15 protein-coding genes are annotated in these 16,528 nt (G+C 66.6%); 5 read left to right on the top strand and 10 right to left on the bottom strand.

Annotation, left to right across the window (positions count from 1 at the left end; all coding sequences use genetic code 11):
- Window positions 1-3: 3 nt before the first annotated feature.
- On the top strand, window positions 4-1,602 hold the full coding sequence (gene serA / locus ABWV23_RS05270) for a phosphoglycerate dehydrogenase (protein WP_353345671.1): 1,599 nt from the start codon (window positions 4-6) through the stop codon (window positions 1,600-1,602).
- A 99-nt stretch (window positions 1,603-1,701) separates the two neighbouring features.
- On the opposite strand, the gene ABWV23_RS05265 is transcribed toward serA, so the two are convergent.
- Window positions 1,702-3,744, bottom strand: a complete 2,043-nt coding sequence (locus tag ABWV23_RS05265; RefSeq protein ID WP_353345669.1) for an amidohydrolase — start codon at window positions 3,742-3,744, stop codon at window positions 1,702-1,704.
- A 136-nt stretch (window positions 3,745-3,880) separates the two neighbouring features.
- Here ABWV23_RS05265 and ABWV23_RS05260 point away from each other — a divergent pair, with 136 nt between their 5' ends.
- Window positions 3,881-4,654, top strand: coding sequence for a helix-turn-helix domain-containing protein (locus ABWV23_RS05260; RefSeq protein WP_353345667.1), 774 nt, complete (start codon window positions 3,881-3,883; stop codon window positions 4,652-4,654).
- Between the two features lie 57 nt (window positions 4,655-4,711).
- Here the strand turns inward: ABWV23_RS05260 and ABWV23_RS05255 are convergent, their stop codons facing one another.
- From ABWV23_RS05255 to ABWV23_RS05215, 9 genes are all read right to left on the bottom strand, one after another.
- Complete coding sequence (locus ABWV23_RS05255; RefSeq protein WP_353345665.1) at window positions 4,712-5,968, bottom strand: flavin-dependent oxidoreductase; 1,257 nt, start codon at window positions 5,966-5,968, stop codon at window positions 4,712-4,714.
- Window positions 5,969-6,025: 57 nt separating this feature from the next.
- The gene (idi, locus tag ABWV23_RS05250) at window positions 6,026-6,568 is read right to left on the bottom strand and encodes an isopentenyl-diphosphate Delta-isomerase (RefSeq protein WP_353345664.1); all 543 of its coding nucleotides are present in this window, start codon (window positions 6,566-6,568) and stop codon (window positions 6,026-6,028) included.
- A 214-nt stretch (window positions 6,569-6,782) separates the two neighbouring features.
- Window positions 6,783-7,241 carry a c-type cytochrome gene (locus tag ABWV23_RS05245; RefSeq protein ID WP_353345662.1) on the bottom strand — a complete coding sequence of 153 codons (459 nt, stop codon included), beginning with the start codon at window positions 7,239-7,241 and terminating at the stop codon, window positions 6,783-6,785.
- A gap of 116 nt (window positions 7,242-7,357) precedes the next feature.
- Window positions 7,358-8,383, bottom strand: coding sequence for a P1 family peptidase (locus tag ABWV23_RS05240; protein ID WP_353345660.1), 1,026 nt, complete (start codon window positions 8,381-8,383; stop codon window positions 7,358-7,360).
- A 147-nt stretch (window positions 8,384-8,530) separates the two neighbouring features.
- Window positions 8,531-8,950, bottom strand: a complete 420-nt coding sequence (arfB, locus tag ABWV23_RS05235) for an alternative ribosome rescue aminoacyl-tRNA hydrolase ArfB (protein WP_353345658.1) — start codon at window positions 8,948-8,950, stop codon at window positions 8,531-8,533.
- Window positions 8,951-9,214: 264 nt separating this feature from the next.
- Window positions 9,215-9,844, bottom strand: a complete 630-nt coding sequence (locus tag ABWV23_RS05230) for a queuosine precursor transporter (protein ID WP_353345656.1) — start codon at window positions 9,842-9,844, stop codon at window positions 9,215-9,217.
- A gap of 94 nt (window positions 9,845-9,938) precedes the next feature.
- The gene (locus tag ABWV23_RS05225; RefSeq protein ID WP_353345654.1) at window positions 9,939-10,829 is read right to left on the bottom strand and encodes an esterase-like activity of phytase family protein; all 891 of its coding nucleotides are present in this window, start codon (window positions 10,827-10,829) and stop codon (window positions 9,939-9,941) included.
- A complete protein-coding gene (gene mepA, locus ABWV23_RS05220; protein WP_502901596.1) occupies window positions 10,802-11,665 on the bottom strand; it encodes a penicillin-insensitive murein endopeptidase in 864 nt (287 codons plus the stop codon). The genes ABWV23_RS05225 and mepA overlap by 28 nt, the downstream gene beginning before the upstream one ends.
- Entirely contained in the window at window positions 11,662-12,999 is a 1,338-nt protein-coding gene (locus tag ABWV23_RS05215; RefSeq protein ID WP_353345652.1) for an MFS transporter, read from the bottom strand. Before ABWV23_RS05215 ends, mepA begins: the two co-directional genes overlap by 4 nt.
- Before the next feature lie 203 nt (window positions 13,000-13,202).
- Here ABWV23_RS05215 and ABWV23_RS05210 point away from each other — a divergent pair, with 203 nt between their 5' ends.
- From ABWV23_RS05210 to yaaA, 3 genes are all read left to right on the top strand, one after another.
- Entirely contained in the window at window positions 13,203-13,490 is a 288-nt protein-coding gene (locus ABWV23_RS05210; RefSeq protein WP_353345650.1) for a YggT family protein, read from the top strand.
- A gap of 131 nt (window positions 13,491-13,621) precedes the next feature.
- Complete coding sequence (gene recQ / locus ABWV23_RS05205) at window positions 13,622-15,661, top strand: DNA helicase RecQ (protein WP_353345648.1); 2,040 nt, start codon at window positions 13,622-13,624, stop codon at window positions 15,659-15,661.
- 32 nt (window positions 15,662-15,693) lie between these two features.
- Complete coding sequence (gene yaaA, locus ABWV23_RS05200; protein WP_353345646.1) at window positions 15,694-16,473, top strand: peroxide stress protein YaaA; 780 nt, start codon at window positions 15,694-15,696, stop codon at window positions 16,471-16,473.
- Window positions 16,474-16,528 lie beyond the last annotated feature (55 nt).

The following is a 16,528-nucleotide window of genomic DNA, read 5'->3' as shown; positions in this document are numbered from 1 at the left end:
CAGATGGCCCCCAAAGTACTCGTCAGCGACAAGCTCAGCGAAACCGCCGTCCAGATCTTCCGCGATCGCGGCATCGACGTGGATTTCATGCCCGACGTGGGCAAGGACAAGGAGAAACTGGCCGAGATCATCGGTCAGTACGATGGCCTTGCCATTCGTTCGGCCACCAAGGTGACCGAAAAGATCCTCGAGAAGGCGGATAACCTCAAGGTCATCGGCCGCGCCGGCATCGGCACCGACAACGTCGACAAGGAAGCGGCGTCGAAAAAAGGCGTGATCGTGATGAACACGCCGTTCGGCAACATGATCACCACCGCCGAACACGCGATCGCGATGATGTTCGCCGTCGCCCGCCAGATCCCCGAGGCCAGCGCCAGTACCCAGGCCGGCAAGTGGGAAAAGTCCAAGTTCATGGGCGTCGAACTGACCAACAAGACCCTGGGCGTGATCGGCGCCGGCAACATCGGCGGCATCGTCTGCGACCGGGCCCGCGGGCTCAAGATGAAGGTCATCGCCTATGATCCCTTCCTCAGCGAGGAGAAGGCCGACAAGATGGGCGTCGAGAAGATCGAGGATCTCGACGACCTGCTCAAGCGCGCCGACTTCATTACCCTGCACGTGCCGCTGACCGACCAGACCCGCAACATCCTGGGCAAGGAAAACCTGGCCAAGACCAAGAAGGGCGTGCGCATCATCAACTGCGCCCGCGGTGGCCTGGTCGACGAAGAGGCGCTGGCGGAGCTGCTGAAATCGGGCCATGTGGCCGGGGCCGGCTTTGACGTGTTCTCCAAGGAACCGGCGACCGAGAACCCGCTCTTTGGCCTGCCCAACGTGGTCTGCACCCCGCACCTGGGCGCCGCCACCACCGAGGCACAGGAAAACGTCGCCCTGCAGGTGGCCGAACAGATGTCCGATTACCTGCTGACCGGCGCTGTGCAGAACGCGCTGAACATGCCCTCGGTCACCGCCGAAGAGGCCAAGGTGATGGGCCCCTGGATCCAGCTGGCCGGCCACCTGGGCGCCTTCATCGGCCAGATGACCGATGAGCCGATCAAGGCGATCAACATCCTCTATGATGGCGTTGCATCGCAGATGAACCTCGACGCGCTCAACTGCGCGACCGTGGCCGGCATCATGAAAAGCGTGAACCCCGAGGTGAACATGGTCAGCGCCCCGGTGATCGCCAAGGAACGCGGGATCAAGATCAGCACCACCAATCAGGACAAGTCGGGCGCCTTCGAGGGCTATATCAAGCTGACCATCGTGACCGAGACCCGCGAACGTTCGATCGCCGGGACCGTGTTCAGCGACGGCAAGCCGCGCTTCATCCAGATCAAGGGCATCAACATCGACGCCGAGATCGGCTCGCACATGGTCTATACCACCAACGAGGACGTGCCGGGCATCATCGGCACCTTGGGTCAGACCCTGGGCGAGGGTGGCGTCAACATCGCCAACTTTACCCTGGGCCGCAAAGAGGCCGGGGGCGAGGCGATTGCGCTGCTTTATGTCGATGCGGCCTTGCCTGACGCGGTTGCCGGAAAGCTCAAGGAAACCGGGTTGTTCCGGCAGGTCCGGCCGCTGGTCTTCGACGTGGTCTGAGGCGGCCTGAACCGCACATGCAAAACTGAACCGGGCGCCGTATCCTGTGATGCGGCGCCCGTCGTTTGTCCAGTCCCTTTGCAGGCCGGGCGTCGCCGACTACATCGCGTCCTGGATGATCCGGCCGTCGAACACGGTAAGCTGGACCTCGGTCTCGGCGATATCCCAGATCGTCGTGATATCCTGCGCCAGGCGCTCGATGTCGCGGTCGATGACGATCAGGTCCGCGCGCTTGCCGGGCTCGATCGAGCCGGTGCGGTCCTGTTGCCCCATCGCGATCGCGCCGTTGATCGTATAAGCGGCCAGGGCGTCATCGAGGCTCAATGTTTCCTCGGCGTTGACCATGACGGGGACCAGTTCCGGGCTGACCGACTCGTCCCGCGGGTCCACCGGCAGCAGGTCGCCGCGGATCAGCCCGGCCGCGATGTTGACGAAGGGCTGCGGCGTCGGCACGTCCACCGGCGCGTCGCTTCCGGCGGCAACATGGCCGCCCGCCTCCAGGATGCTGCGGAAGGGATAGACCCGTTCCCCCCACAGCCCGTCGGTACGGTACAGCGCCGCCATGTCAAAGATCGACGTCACCTCGTTGATATAGGGGTTCACGGTGGTGTCATACTCCCAGAACGGCACGGCCCAGGCCATCGTCGGGGTGACGGTGGCGCCGAGGTCCCCGATGCGCTGGACATCCGCCTCGGAGACGAACTGGATATGCGCCAGGTTATGCGGCAGACCGCTGCGGCCGTTGCTGGCGCGGGCGGCCTCGATGGCATCCAGCGCGACGTGCACGGCACGGTCGCCAAGGGCGTGCATGTGAACGGTGAACCCCTCGGCGTCGAACGCCGTGACCGCGCGGTTCAGCGCGTCCGGCGTGAATTCCAGCAGGCCGCCGCGCTTGCTGCAGCGTGACGGGGAAAACCCGTGCTGCGCCGCAAACTCCGCCGCCGCAACCGGATCGGCCAGCGCCTGCGCCTCGGCACGCGCCCGCACGCAGACAGGACCGTCGAGATCGACATAGCGCGCGATATCGCCGTCCGCGCCAAAGACCGGCTCCAGGTAGGGGTTCAGCATCGCCGCGGTTTGGGTCGGATGCTCGACCACGCCATCGACGAAAAGCTTGACCCCGTCACCCTTGATGTAGTGGGACCCGGCGAACCGATCGCGCATGGCCTTGGCCGCCGTCATCGCCGCAGTCAGGTCGAGCGCGCGGGTCCGCCCGCCATAGAGGTTGCTGTCGATATGGGTGTTCAGCCTAACGCGAAAGGTCAGCTGCCCCTGCGCCTCGAGATAGGCGTAGACATCCGCGAGTTCCCTGGTGACCATGGCATCCTGCAGCGAGGTCACGCCGCTGGAGGCCATCAACTCGGTCAGCTCCCCGAGAACCGGTTTGAAATTCTCCAGTCCGGGGACCGGGGCACCGATGATGTGGCGGGCGAAATCCTTGGCCGTGCCGTCAGGGGCCCCATCGGGGCCGGTATTGAAGTACTCGGCATAGGCGGCGTACGCCGCGCCCAGGCTGTTGCCGTCGATCGGTACCGTCTCGCCGGTTTCCGGGTGGTGGGCCTGCTGGTAGGCCGCTGTGTTCAGCCCGAAGGCGTGACCGTCGGAGCCCTCCAGTTGAATCGGGATATCGCCGGACACCGCATCGAGTGCGGCCCGCACGGTGGGATAGGTTTCGGTCACGCTCAGCAGCGAAGGCGGGTTGAAGAACTGGCCGATCAGCCATCCGTCGGCGTTCAGCTCGGCCTCCTCCAGGCAGGCCCGCAGCCGGGCCACGGTTTCGTCCATGTCCACCGACTTGCCCTTGAAATTGCAGTCGAATCTTTCCCCGTCGTACTGCGGATCGACGGTGAAGAGGGGATGGATATGCACGTCGTGCAAGCCCGGCAGGATGATTTTTCCGCCGGCGTCGATCACCTTGGTCTCGGGGCCGATCAGCTCGGCCGCCGCCGCCCCGTCGCCCACGAACACGATGCTCTCGCCCCGGGTGGCCACGGCGGTGGCGCGGCTGCGATCCGCATCCATGGTGATGACGCGCCCGTTGGTGATGACTAGGTCGGCGGGCTCGGCCAGGGCCGCAGACGCGACGCCCCCGGCCAGCGCGCAGATGCTTCCCACGCGACGAAGGAAGGTGAGTGATGTCATGTCGATGTTCCCTGATGTGTCTTTTGCTGCCTTAGCTTAGGCGGCACGAACCGATCGGAACAACGCGGATGGTCCTTGATTTCCGATGCTGTTTGCGCCCAACTAGCGCCAATTCGCATCAGTTATGTGAGCGCAGATGACCCATTCGCCCCTCGCCGAGAATCTCAGGACGCTTGCCGGATACGGAAAATCCGTGTCCGAGGTCTGCCGCCGGGCAGGGGTCAACCGCAGCCAGTTCAACCGCTACCTGTCCGGGTCGTCCCGCCCCTCGCTGCAAACCCTGCGGCGGATCTGCGATTTCTTCGGCGTGGACGAGCACGAGGTTCTGCTGCCGCCCGAAGACTTCCGCGCCATCGTGCGCCTGCGCCCGCCGCGGATGAACGCCGGCGACGACAAGGCGGCGGATTTCGTGCAGGGCCTTTTCCTCGACCAGCGGCAGCCGGCGGCCCAGCCCGGATATTACCTCGGCTACATCATGCCTGAACCAGGGGTGCCGGCGATCTATGTTCACCTGGTGAAACTGTCCTGGACAGGGCGCGGCACCACGGTGAAGATCGTTGTGCGGTTCCCCGACGCGCAGATCAATCTGCCACGTCGGCTGACCTTCGAGGGCGCGGCCTTTGAACAGGCGGGCAAACTGTTTTGCATGGTGCGGGAACGCAGGCGGCGCAGGGCCGCCTCCTGCATCGTCCTGTCGCTTGGCGATTTCGAGACGCCAGCGCTGATGGACGGTGTCATCACCGGCACCGAGCCCGAAGGCGGCAACGACATCACCAGTTTCCGCGTTGTCTGGCGCTACATAGGGGCGAAACCGGATCTGCGTCGGGCGTTGCGGCAATGCGGCGTTTTCCCGCCCGACCAGATCGACCTGCCCGAGTTGGTGCGGCTCACGCTGGCCGACCCGATCTGATCGCGAGCGGCGGGCCTGCGGTTGGCCGGCGCCCCCGGCCCGTGCTCGGACCGGCGCTCAGGCCCGCGCCCCGGCCGGGATGATCGCCGGCTTTTCGTTCAGCTCGTCAATCGAGAATCCGGCGATGGATTTGAACTTGGCGGCATGGGCGGCCAGGTCGGCGCGCGGGATCACATCGTCGATGTCCTCGAAATTGCCGCCGCAGAGGTCCTCGACTCGCTGCAGGATGGCGTCCGGCCCGCCGCCGGCACGGTTGGCCAGCCCCACGGCGGTGGTCAGCGGGCGCATCTCGGCCTCAAAGGCCTCCAGCGCCTGTGCCGTCACCCCTTGCTCCAGCAGCCGCGCGCCGATGGTGCGGGCATCGACGATGGCCTGGCTGGCGCCATTCGAGCCGACCGGATAGGTCGGATGCGCCGCGTCGCCCATCAATGTCACGCGGCCCTGCGTCCAGCGCGGCAGCGGATCGCGGTCGACCATCGGGTATTCATAAACCACCTCGGCCCCCTCGATCAGCGCCGGCAGGTCGATCCAGCCGAACCGCCAGTCATGAAAATCGGGCAAGAACTCCTCGATCCGCGCGGCGCGGTTCCAATCCTCGCGCCGCCAGTCGTCACCGGGGTCAAAGCGTTTCTCGGCGATCCAGTTGATCGTCGCCAGCCCGGTCTCCGGGTCCGGTTGTGAAATCGGGTAGGCCACCGCGCGCAGCGAATCATGGCCGATCATCACCATGGTTCCGCCGCCGTGGTAATCCGGCGCCCGGGTGGTGGCGCGCCACAGGATGCGCCCGTCCCAGATCGGGGCGCCCTCGTGGGGGTACATCTGCGCCCGCAGCGCCGAATGGATGCCGTCGGCGGCGATGACCAGATCGCCCGCGACCCGCGACCCACCTTCCAGCAGCAGGGTCGCGCCGTCGTCCGCGGTCTCGAACCCGGTGGCGCGGGCATCGGTGACGATGCAATCGGGCCCGGCGCGCTCGACCAGCGCGTCGTGGAGCATCATCTGCAACTTGCCGCGATGCACCGAGTATTGCGGCCAGGCATAGCCCGCCCGGGTGCCGCGAGGCTCGTCCCAGATCGGCTTGCCGAGCTTGGAGTAAAACGCCAGTTGCCGGGTCTTTACCCCGATCCGCGAAAGCTCCGATTCAAGGCCCAGATCGTACAATTCGCGCACCGCGTTGGGCTGCAGGTTGATCCCCACCCCCATTGGGCGGATCTCTGCGGCGGATTCATAGATGCGGAACGGCAGGCCGATCTGATGCAGCGTCAGGCCCAGGCTGAGCCCGGCAATGCCGCCGCCGGCGATAAGAATGGTCATGGAACTCCTCCGGTCTTTGACCGGATATCAAACAGCCCCGGCGGCCCGGCGCAAGCCTCAACGCGGCGTGGGTTTCATCGTGTCGGGGCCGAAAATCGCGTCGGCGTGGCGGTCCAGATAGATCCTCAGCCAGGGCGTGAACCGCTCCGGGTGGCGCGCGATGTCCTCTTTCAGATCATCGACGTCGGCCCAGCGGGTTTCCATCACCTCGTCCAGGTTGGGGGAAACGGCGACCTCGTGCTCCACCGTGGCGACGAAGACATCGACGAGTTCGTGCTCGGTCAGACCGCCGCCAACATCGGCGCGGTATTCCAGCTGATGACGGAACTCCGGGGCACGGCCGGTGATGCCCAGTTCCTCCTCCAGTCGCCGCCGGGCGCAGAGTTCTGGCGCCTCGTCCCAATGCGGATGTGTGCAGCAGGTGTTCGCCCAAAGCCCCGGCGTGTGGTATTTCCCCAGTGCCCGGCGCTGCAACAGGATCGCGTCGCCGTGCAGCACGAAGACCGAAACCGCCTTGTGCCGCAGCCCCCTCTGGTGAACCTCGAGCTTGTCGACCGGGGTCAGCGTGCCGTTGACCCAGGCCGGGATGCGCAGGCTCATCTTCTCCCCCGGAGGGTCGGAAACGGGTGGGGGACGCGGGACGGGAGGAGGGTCATGCGGGCACTCCGCTGTTGATCGGGCCGGTTTCTGTCCGGCGGTGGCGGTCATGCCGTATGCGGCCGCTCCATACCCGTCCTGCGCCGGTCTGGCAATAACACGAAGGGCCACGGCGTTATCCGCCGTGGCCCGTTCCGATGGTCAATGCCGTGACGGATCAGTCGTCGGACTTATCTTCGGTCTCGTCCTCGGCGGCCATTTCCGGTGCCGGCGCGACGCTGACCAGATAGGCGTAGACGTCTTCGCCGCCCTTTTTCAGCTTGAAGGTCATCTTCGACTTGGCCTTCTTGTCCTCAAGGGTCTTTCTCAGGAAATCGCGCGGATCCTTGACGTAGTGATTGAACTCTTCCTCGTTCCAGACCAGCCCGGCCTCGCCCGCGGCGACGAGATCCTTGCCATAGCGGAAATCTTCATAGGTGCCGGCGGTGCGGCCGATCACGCCGAACAGGTTCGGGCCGGTCTTGCCGCCCTTGACGATGGCTTCGCCGGAATCGGAGATGATCGAGTGGCATGCCTTGCATTTGTTGAAGGTTTTTTCCCCTTTGGCCGCGTCCCCCTCGGCCAGCGCCGGGGTGGCGAGCAGACCAATAATCGCAGTCGCAATCAGACGGTTCATGGCTTTCCTCCTTTGGAATTTGGTTTGGCAGACTAGGTAGGTGTAAACGGAAAGAGTCAATCCATAGTGTACTTTTCCGCGCGGTTGCGACGCAGCCGAAAAAAGGTCGCGCTGGATCAGCCCCCCGTCTGCGACCAGCAGGGCAACAGGTCGCCGGGGGCGGGACGGGCGGCATGGACCGCGCGCGCGATCGCCCGGCTCAGGCACAGGGCTGCGGCATGGCCGATCCGGGCCAGGTCCCGGTCGGGCCGCGCCATCGGGCGGGCGCCGGTCGAGGCGGCAAAGACAAGATCGCCGTCGCCGGGCGCATGGGCCGGAACCGTGGCGCGCCCGATCCCGTCATGGGCGGCGGTCGCCATGCGCTGGCATTGCGCCTTGGTCAGGTCGGCATCGGTTGCCACGATGGCGATGGTGGTGTTGGCGCGGTCCTGCGCGGCGTCATCCGCCCGCGCCAGCATGGCCGCTTGCTTGCGGCTGTCGAGGGCACGGCCCAGTCCGGCGGCGGGATCGGGGCCCAGCCCGCCGAATTCATCGCCGATCTCGAAGGGGGCGGCCCAGAAATGCCGGTCGCCCGGGGTCGTGACGCTGCCCATCGGGTTGGCGGCGACCAGCGCGCCCACGGTGCTGCCGTCGTCCAGCACGAGAGAGGCCGAGCCGAGCCCGCCCTTGAGCATCGCGGTCAGCGCCCCGGTGCCGGCGCCGATGGTGCCGATCTCGAACTCCTCCGCCACCGAGTCAAAGGCGGCGCGGCCCAGGTCGCGATAGGGATTTGCGGCCCAATTCTTGTCCCCGCCGTTCAGCAGGTCGAAGATGATCGCCCCCGGGACGATGGGGATCAGGGCATCGGCGATACGAAAGCCGCGCCCGCGCGCGCGCAGCCCCTCCATCACCCCCGAGCAGGCATCCAGCCCATAGGCCGACCCCCCCGAGAGCACCAGCGCATCCACCCGGGCGACCGATTTGTCGGGGGCCAGAAGTTCGGTTTCGCGCGTGCCGGGCGCGCCGCCCATAACCTGCACCGAGGCGGTGAAAGCGGTGTCGGCGGTCAGCACGGTGGTGCCGGATTTCAACGCGGCGTCCTGCGCGTTTCCGACCTTGAGGCCGGGCACGTCGGTGATCAGGTTGCGGGGGCCGGGGATCATGCGCTTGTCCTTCTGTCTCGTTCTGGCGGCGTGGGGGTGGGTGCAGCGCCCGCCTTGGATGACGGTTTTGTCCCGCGATCTCATGGTGTTCGTCCGACCCCTGCCGATTTCGGGGCGAGATTAGGGCGGCCCGTTGCCGGGGACAAGCTAGTCGTCCTGGATCTTGCCGCGCAGCGATTTGACCTCGCCGCGTGCCTTCTTCGCCTCGATCCGGCGACGGACCGACCCCTTGGTCGGCTTGGTGGGAATGCGGCGTTTGGGGCGGATCAGGGCCTGTCGCAGCAGCTCGGTCAGGCGCTCGCGCGCAATCTCGCGGTTGCGGGCCTGGCTGCGGGTCTCGTCGCATTGGATGACGATGGCGCCGTCCTTGGTCCAGCGTCGTCCGGCCAGCCGCTTCAGTCGCGTCTTGACCGGTCCGGCCAGCGCCGGAGAGCGGGCAGCTTCGAACCGCAGTTCGACGGCGGTGGCGACCTTGTTCACGTTCTGCCCGCCGGGCCCGGAGGCGCGGACGAACTGTTCGGTGATCTCCCAGTCGGCGATCTCGATATCATCGGTGATACGCAGCATGGGGCCAGTCTATCCCGTTGGGGCGTCACGAAAAAGGGCCACCCTAGGGCGGCCCTTTCGAAAGTTTTCGGAGGTGGGGTCGGTTAGATCATCGACCGATCCACGCAGGCGGATTGTCCGCCAAGGGTTGCCCTAGCTGGCCGTCCCCTGCGCTGTCCCGACACCTCGCTCCAATACCTTTCTCGACACTGGATCACCTCCTGTTCTCTCTGTTTCCGTTAGGATCAGAGTGGCACGGAGGGGGCAAAACGCCAAACGAAATCGTCAGATCGGGTTACGGCGCGCGGTCAGGTGCTGAACGATCAGGCGGAACGGGATCAGCGCGACCAGCGACAGCGACAGTTTCACCAGCCAGTCCGCCAGCGCGAGCGAGACCCAGAGCGGTACCATCGGCCCCACGCCCAGCAGCGGCAGCGCCTCGTTCGCCCAGGAGACGTCGTTGCCCGGCTCCAGCCAGGCCAGTTGCGCCGAGAAGGCGATGGAAAAGAACAGCGCCGTATCCACCGAGGCGCCGACCAGCGTCGAGACCAGCGGCGCGCGCCACCAGCGGCCGCGGCGCAGGGCGGAAAAGATGCTCACGTCCAGCATCTGCGCGACCAGGAAGGCGGTGCCCGATCCCGCCGCGATGCGCAGGGTGACCAGCGGGCCGAACTCGCCGATGATCCGGGTGCCGATCAGCGAACAGATCACGCCGGTGACGAAACCGGCGAAGACGACCTTGCGCGCGGCCTGCTTGCCATAGACGCGGTTCATCACGTCGGTGACGAGAAAGGCAAAGGGATAGGTAAAGGCGCCCCAGGTCAGCCATTGGCCGAACAGGATCTGGACCAGGATGTTGGAGGCCACCACGATGGCGGCCATGGCAAGAATGCCGGGAATATGGGTGCGGTTCATGCTTTATGCCCGTTTTGACAAGGTTGCGGCGACTTGGCCCGCCCCGTTCGGACGGACAGGCGGCGTGTAAAGGCTCGGCCGCCTTTGCGCAAGGTTAATCCGGCAGGCGGTACTCGACCAGTTCGGTGCGCTGGAGCGACAGGAAATTGTCGTCGGAGACCATGGTGGCGCGCAGATCGCCCCCCGCATCGCGCCAGACCGAAACCCCTTCGAGGTTGTCATGGGTGCCGGCGGCGGTGGTCAAAAGGGTTTCCTCCTGCTCGGCCCCGGTCTCGGTGAGAGACCAGCGACGCAGCCGGCTGCGGAACCCCAGAACACCTACCGCGCGCTCCAGAACGTAAAACCGCCCGTCCGGCCCGAAATCGGCGCCAACCGGCAGGAACCGTCCGCGCGCGGGCAGGGCAAAGGCCACCCGCCAGCCCTGCGCGTCGCGTCGATAGACCGGGATGCGCCCCTGCGCGTCGCGCCCGCCTTCGGGCAGGGTATAGAGCCGGCCCGCGGCGTCGATCGCCAGCGCCTCGAGCGACCGGTTGCCCTCGAGACCGCGAAACACCTGCGGCGCGTTCAGCACGGTTGCCGGCGCGCCGGGCCGCGCATAGCGGGCGACGCGGTGCACCCCCTCGAACGAGATGTGGACCGTCCCATCGTGCCCGATCGCCAGCCCCTCGGAATCGGCGATGCGTCCGGTCAGCGGCTTGCCCCGGCTCGACTTGGGGCGCCAGTGCGACAGCGGTTCGACCCCGGCGATCTGGCCGTCATCGTCGCGCGTCAGCCGCACCTCGACCAGAGTCGTCCGGTCGCTCAGCACCGTGGCGCGCTGACCGTCGGGCGACAGGTGCAGGCCGGAAAACCCGCCGAACCATGGCTCGGACCGGGTCCATTCATAGGTGGACAGGAAGCGTGCGTCGCCTGAACTGCCGGGGCCGCGCGGGTCGCACCCGGCGAACAGCAGCGCGGCTATTGCGAGCGCAGGACCGAGACGCATTGGCGGGGCAGGTCGGACAAAAGGTATTCGCGGCGTTTCTTGGGCGGCGGGGCGTTCGGATCGGGTGGCGGCGGGTTCAGGATGTCGTTCACCCATTTCTGCGCGTCGGCACAGCCATCGCCGCGTGGCGGCTTGTCCTGGTTCTCGCAGCCGCGGGCGCCGCGCGGGCATTTCAGCCGGACGTGGAAATGATAGTGGTGCCCCCACCACGGCCGGATCTTGCGCAGCCAGCGACGGTCGCCTTTTTCATCCTTGCACATCCGCACCTTGGCGCCGGGAAAGACAAAGATGCGGGCGACGCGTGGATCCTTGGCGGCGGCGCGCAACAGCGCGTGATGCTGCGGGCTCCAATTGGCATTCACATAGGCGCCCTTGGCCTTGCGCAGCGAGATCGAGGAGATGTTCTCGCGCGCCTGCCGCGAGAGATCCAGCCGCTTGGCCGGCAACATCCAGATATCGACATCCAGCCCGATCTGGTGGCTGCGGTGCCCCGAGAGCATCGGCCCGCCACGCGGCTGGCTGATATCGCCGACATAAAGCCCCTGCCACCCGGGCAGGGTCGCGGCAAAGGCGCTGAGCTTCTGGATATAGTCGATGACCTCCGGATGTCCCCAGTTCCGGTTCCGGCTCAGCCGCATCGCCTGCCAGGTCGGGCCGGTCTCGGGCAGTTGCACCGCGCCGGCGAGGCAGCCTCTGGAATAGCTGCCATAGGGGGCGGGTGATTGCTGCGAGGCCACGGTCTTGGCGCCGAAATGCTGTTTCGCCAAAGGCTCGGCCATGGCCTGGGGCGCGCAGAGCGTCAGGATCAGGCCGAGACAGGCGAGCAGCGATTTCATGCGGGGTAGTCTCCTTGCGGTTTCACCCAGCGTAGCAGGATCAGCCCGATCAGGAAAAGCCCGATCAGCGGGGTCACCCCGATCTGCTGGCTGCCGCTGATCAGGGTCACCGCGCCGATGCTCAGCGGCGCGATGAACGAGGTCGCCTTGCCGGCCAGCGCGTAAAGACCGAAGGCCTCGGTCATGCGGTCGGGATTGGCTTGGCGCACCATCATCGTCCGGCTGGCCGCCTGGATCACGCCGCCCGCCGCGCCGATCACGGCGCCGACCACGTAAAAGGCGATGTCGGGCAGGGCGGAGCCCTCGGGCACCGGCAGGCCGAACACCCGGGTCGGGCTGATGAAGACGATGGCGATCGCCACCAGGGTCAGGGCAAGGATGCTGGTGGTGATCACCGGCTTGGGTCCGAAATGCTGATCGGCACGTCCTCCGACCCAGGCAAAGATCGCGCCGAAGATGATGGCGAGGATGCCGAAGATGCCGGTGTCGACTACCGTCCAGTTCAGCACGCCGGCGGCATAGATGCCGCCAAAGGTATACATGCCGTTCAGCGCGTCGCGGTAGAACATCGACGAACCGAGATAGGCGAACAGCGACGGCGTGCGCGGCAGGTTCCCGACCGTGCGTGCCACGTCACGCAGCGCGGAGGCGAGCGCGCCGCGCGGGGCCTTGCGCGGCGCCGGATCACGCACCCACAGAAAGAACGGTATCATGAAGACCGCGAACCAGATCGCGGTCAGCGGGCCGACGAAACGGGTGCCCTCACGCGCCGCCGGGTCCAGCCCGAGCGCGGGGGACAGGCCGAGGAAGGTCTTGCCGGTGGCGGCGCTCTCGGCGAAAAATCCCAGCATCACCACCAGCGCCAGCAGCCCGCCGAGATAGCCGAACGCCCAGCCGTTGCCCGAGATGCGGCCGATCTCGTCCCGGTCGCCCAGGTCGGGCAGCATCGAGTTGGTGAAGATGGTGGCGAACTCCATCCCGATCATGCCGACGGCAAAGAGGAAAAGGGTCAGGTAGAGGTTGAAGCTGCCCGGTGCCGCCCACCACAAGCCGGCGGCGCCGATCACGTAAAACGCCGAAAAGATCCGGATCCAGCTCAGCCGGTTGCCCGAGAGGTCCGCCATCGCGCCCAACACTGGCGCCAGCAGCGCGATCACCACCCCGGCGGCGCCGATCCCAAACCCCCAGGCCGATTGCGCGGCGCTGCCGTCATCCATCAATTCCTTGACGTAGGGGGCAAAGATGAAGGTGATCAGCAGCGTGTTGTAAGGCTGGCTGGCCCAGTCGAAAAAGAACCAGCCCCAGATCCGCCTGCGTGTGGAAATCGCCGTCATGCCCGCCCCCGCGTTTTGTCCGGATGCTAGGGGGTCTGCCCCGCACGCGAAACAGGAAAGGCGCCGGCGCGATGCAATCTGCGGCCTGTCGCGTCATTTCCGGCACATCATGAAACCGTCATCTTTGGCGGCGATCGGGCGGGCCCCTTGCCCTTTGTGCGTGCGCGCCTTAGGTCGGAGGCGGTTCAAAAAGGGAAAAACCGATGCAGTCGCTGTTCCAAATCCTCATGCTGATCCTCGACGTGGTGTGGTTCTTCATCATCGCGCATGTGATCATGAGCTGGCTGATCAATTTCCAGGTGCTGAACATGCGCCAGCAGTTTGTGGCGCAGGTCTGGTACGGGCTGAACCGCGTGCTCGAACCGCTCTATGGCCCGATCCGCCGCATCCTGCCGCCGATGGGCGGGCTCGACCTGGCGCCGCTGGTCGCGCTCCTGGCGATCATCGCCATCCGCATCGTGCTGCAGAACAATATCGCGCTGTTCTACTAAGGGCACGCCGACCAGGGATCCACGTCGGCGGTTTTCCGTGGGGATGCGCCTAGGCGCTCTTGTTCCCCGATTCCGACTGTGGGACACTGCACGCCAAGAGCAGAGACAACCCCCAGAACAAGGCCCCCGGCATGCCCTCCTCCTCGCTGTTGCGTGACGTGTTTGGATTCGAGGCGTTCCGTCCCGGCCAGGAGGAGATCGTCGAGGCGGTCGCCGCGGGCGAGAACGTGCTGGCGATCATGCCCACGGGGGGTGGCAAATCGCTGTGCTTCCAACTCCCTGCCCTGCTGCGCGAGGGGGTGACGGTGGTGATCTCGCCGCTGATCGCGCTGATGCGCGACCAGGTGCGCGGGTTGCAGGAGGCCGGGGTCGAGGCCGGCGCGCTGACCTCGGGCAACACGCAGGAGGAAACCGACGCGGTCTGGGTGGCGCTGGAGGCGGGGCGGCTGAAACTGCTGTACATGGCGCCCGAACGGCTGGCCTCGGGGGCGGCGCTGGGGATGCTGCGGCGGATCGGCGTCAACCTGATCGCGGTGGACGAGGCCCATTGCGTCAGCCAGTGGGGTCATGATTTCCGCCCCGACTACCTGCGGATCGGCGACCTGCGCCGGGCGCTGGATGTGCCGCTGGCCGCCTTCACCGCGACCGCCGATGCCGAAACGCAGGAAGAAATCGTTCAGAAACTGTTCGACGGGGTGCCGCCGCGTACCTTTCTGCGCGGGTTCGACCGGCCCAACATCCACCTTGCCTTTGCCGCCAAGGACGGGCCGCGACGCCAGATCCTCGACTTTGCGGCGGCGCGCCGGGGCCGCTCCGGCATCGTCTATTGCGGCACCCGGGCCAAGACCGAGGCGCTGGCCCAGGCCCTGCGCGAGGATGGCCACAGCGCCTGTCACTACCACGGCGGCATGGAGGCCGAGGACCGCCGCAGCGTCGAGGCCCGCTTTGCCCGCGAGGACGGGTTGATCGTGGTCGCCACCGTCGCCTTCGGCATGGGCATCGACAAGCCGGATATCCGCTGGGTCGCCCATGCCGACCTGCCCAAGAGTATCGAATCCTATTACCAGGAAATCGGCCGGGCCGGGCGTGACGGGGCACCGGCGGAAACCCTGACTCTGTTCGGCCCAGACGACATCCGCCTGCGTCGCAACCAGATCGACGAGGGGCTGGCGCCGGTCGAACGCCGCGCCGCCGATCATGCGCGTCTGAACGCGCTGTTGGGTTTGGCAGAGGCGCTGGGCTGTCGCCGCCAGGCGCTGCTGTCCTACTTCGGAGAAGACTCGGAGCCCTGCGGCAATTGCGACCTCTGCGACACCCCGCCGGAGCTGTTCGACGGCACTACGCCGGTGCGCATGGCACTCTCGGCGATCCTGCGCACCGAGGAATGGTTCGGCGCCGGGCATCTCACCGATATCCTGACCGGGACCGAGACCGACCGGATCCGCCAGCGCGGCCACGATGCGCTGCCCACCTTCGGCGTCGGCAAGGATTATGACAAGCGCCAGTGGTCCGCGATCTTTCGCCAGATGATGGGCCGCGACCTGTTGCGCCCCGACCCCGAGCGGCACGGCGCGCTGCGCATGACCGAGGCCGCGCTGCCGATCCTGCGCGGCGAGGGCACGATCACCCTGCGCAAGGATGCGCTGCGCAAGTCGGGACAGCGGCGGCCGGCGGTCAAGGCGCTGGTCTCGGACGAGGACGCGCCGCTGCTGTCGGCGCTCAAGGCCAAGCGGCGGGCGCTGGCCGAGGCGGCAAAGGTGCCGGCCTATGTCATCTTCGCGGACCGCACCCTGATCGAGATGGCCGAGACCCGGCCCGCCACCCTCGACCAGATGGCCCGGATCAACGGGGTCGGCGCGAAAAAGCTCGACCGCTACGGCGCGGCGTTCCTCGAGGTGATCAACGGCGAGGTGGCACCGGCGCACCCGGCGCGCCGCAAGCTGGCGGGGCGCGAGGCCGGGAGCCTCTATGACAGGCTGCTCGAGGCTCAGGCGGGGCTGGCGCGCGGCGAAGGCGGCATCGACAAACCGATGAGCTGTTCGGCGACGGAACTGGCCAAGCTGGCGCAGATGCGCCCCACCGAGGAATCCGCGCTGGTGCGATTGCTGGGCGAACGGCGGGCGGAACGTTTCGGCCCGGCCTTTCTGGACGTGCTGCGCGACGCGGGCTAGATCGGGGCGGACAAACATCCGAGGGGCAGACAATGTTGGTTGTGATTTCGCCGGCGAAAAAGCTGGACTGGCAGGACCGCGATATCGAGACGACCGAACCGGCTTTTGCGGGGGATGCGGCCGAGCTGGCCGAGGTCGCGCGCGGGCTGACGTCCGAGGATCTGCAGAAGCTGATGAAGATCAGCGCCGATCTGGCAAAGCTGAACCGCGACAGGTTCCGGGACTTCGCCGATGCGCCGACGACCGATGACACCCGCCCCGCCGCACTGGCCTTTGCCGGCGATACCTACCAGGGACTGGAGGCGGCCACGCTCGACGATGACGAGATGGCGTGGGCACAGGATCACCTGCGCATCCTGTCGGGGCTTTACGGCATACTCCGCCCGCGCGACGCGATCCAGCCCTATCGGCTGGAAATGGGCAGCCGGCTGAAAACCCCGCGCGGCAAATCGCTTTACGACTGGTGGGGCGACAGGCTCTCCGGCGCGCTGAACGACCAGGCCGAGGCGCTGGGCACCGACGTGCTGGTCAACTGCGCCAGCCAGGAATATTTCGGCGCGGTCGACCTCAAGGCGCTGAAGCTGCGGGTGGTCACCCCGGTGTTCATGGAGGACAAGGGCGGTGCGCCGAAGATCGTCAGCTTCTATGCCAAGCGGGCGCGCGGCGCGATGGCCCGCTTTGTCATCCAGCGCCGGCTGACCGACCCCGACAGCCTGCGTGATTTCGACACGGGCGGCTACGTCTACCGCCCCGACCTGTCCGAGGCGGACAAGCCGGTTTTCGTTCGCCCGCAGGACGCCGGGACCGCGTAACGCGCCCCCGGACCCGATCGGCTTGACGCGATCGGCCCGGCGCGGGAATCGTTGC

The sequence above is a fragment of the Aquicoccus sp. SU-CL01552 genome, from assembly GCF_040365005.1.
GTDB lineage: Bacteria > Pseudomonadota > Alphaproteobacteria > Rhodobacterales > Rhodobacteraceae > Antarcticimicrobium.
Note: the sequence above shows the minus strand (reverse complement) of the source record. Positions and strands in the feature narration are given on the sequence as shown.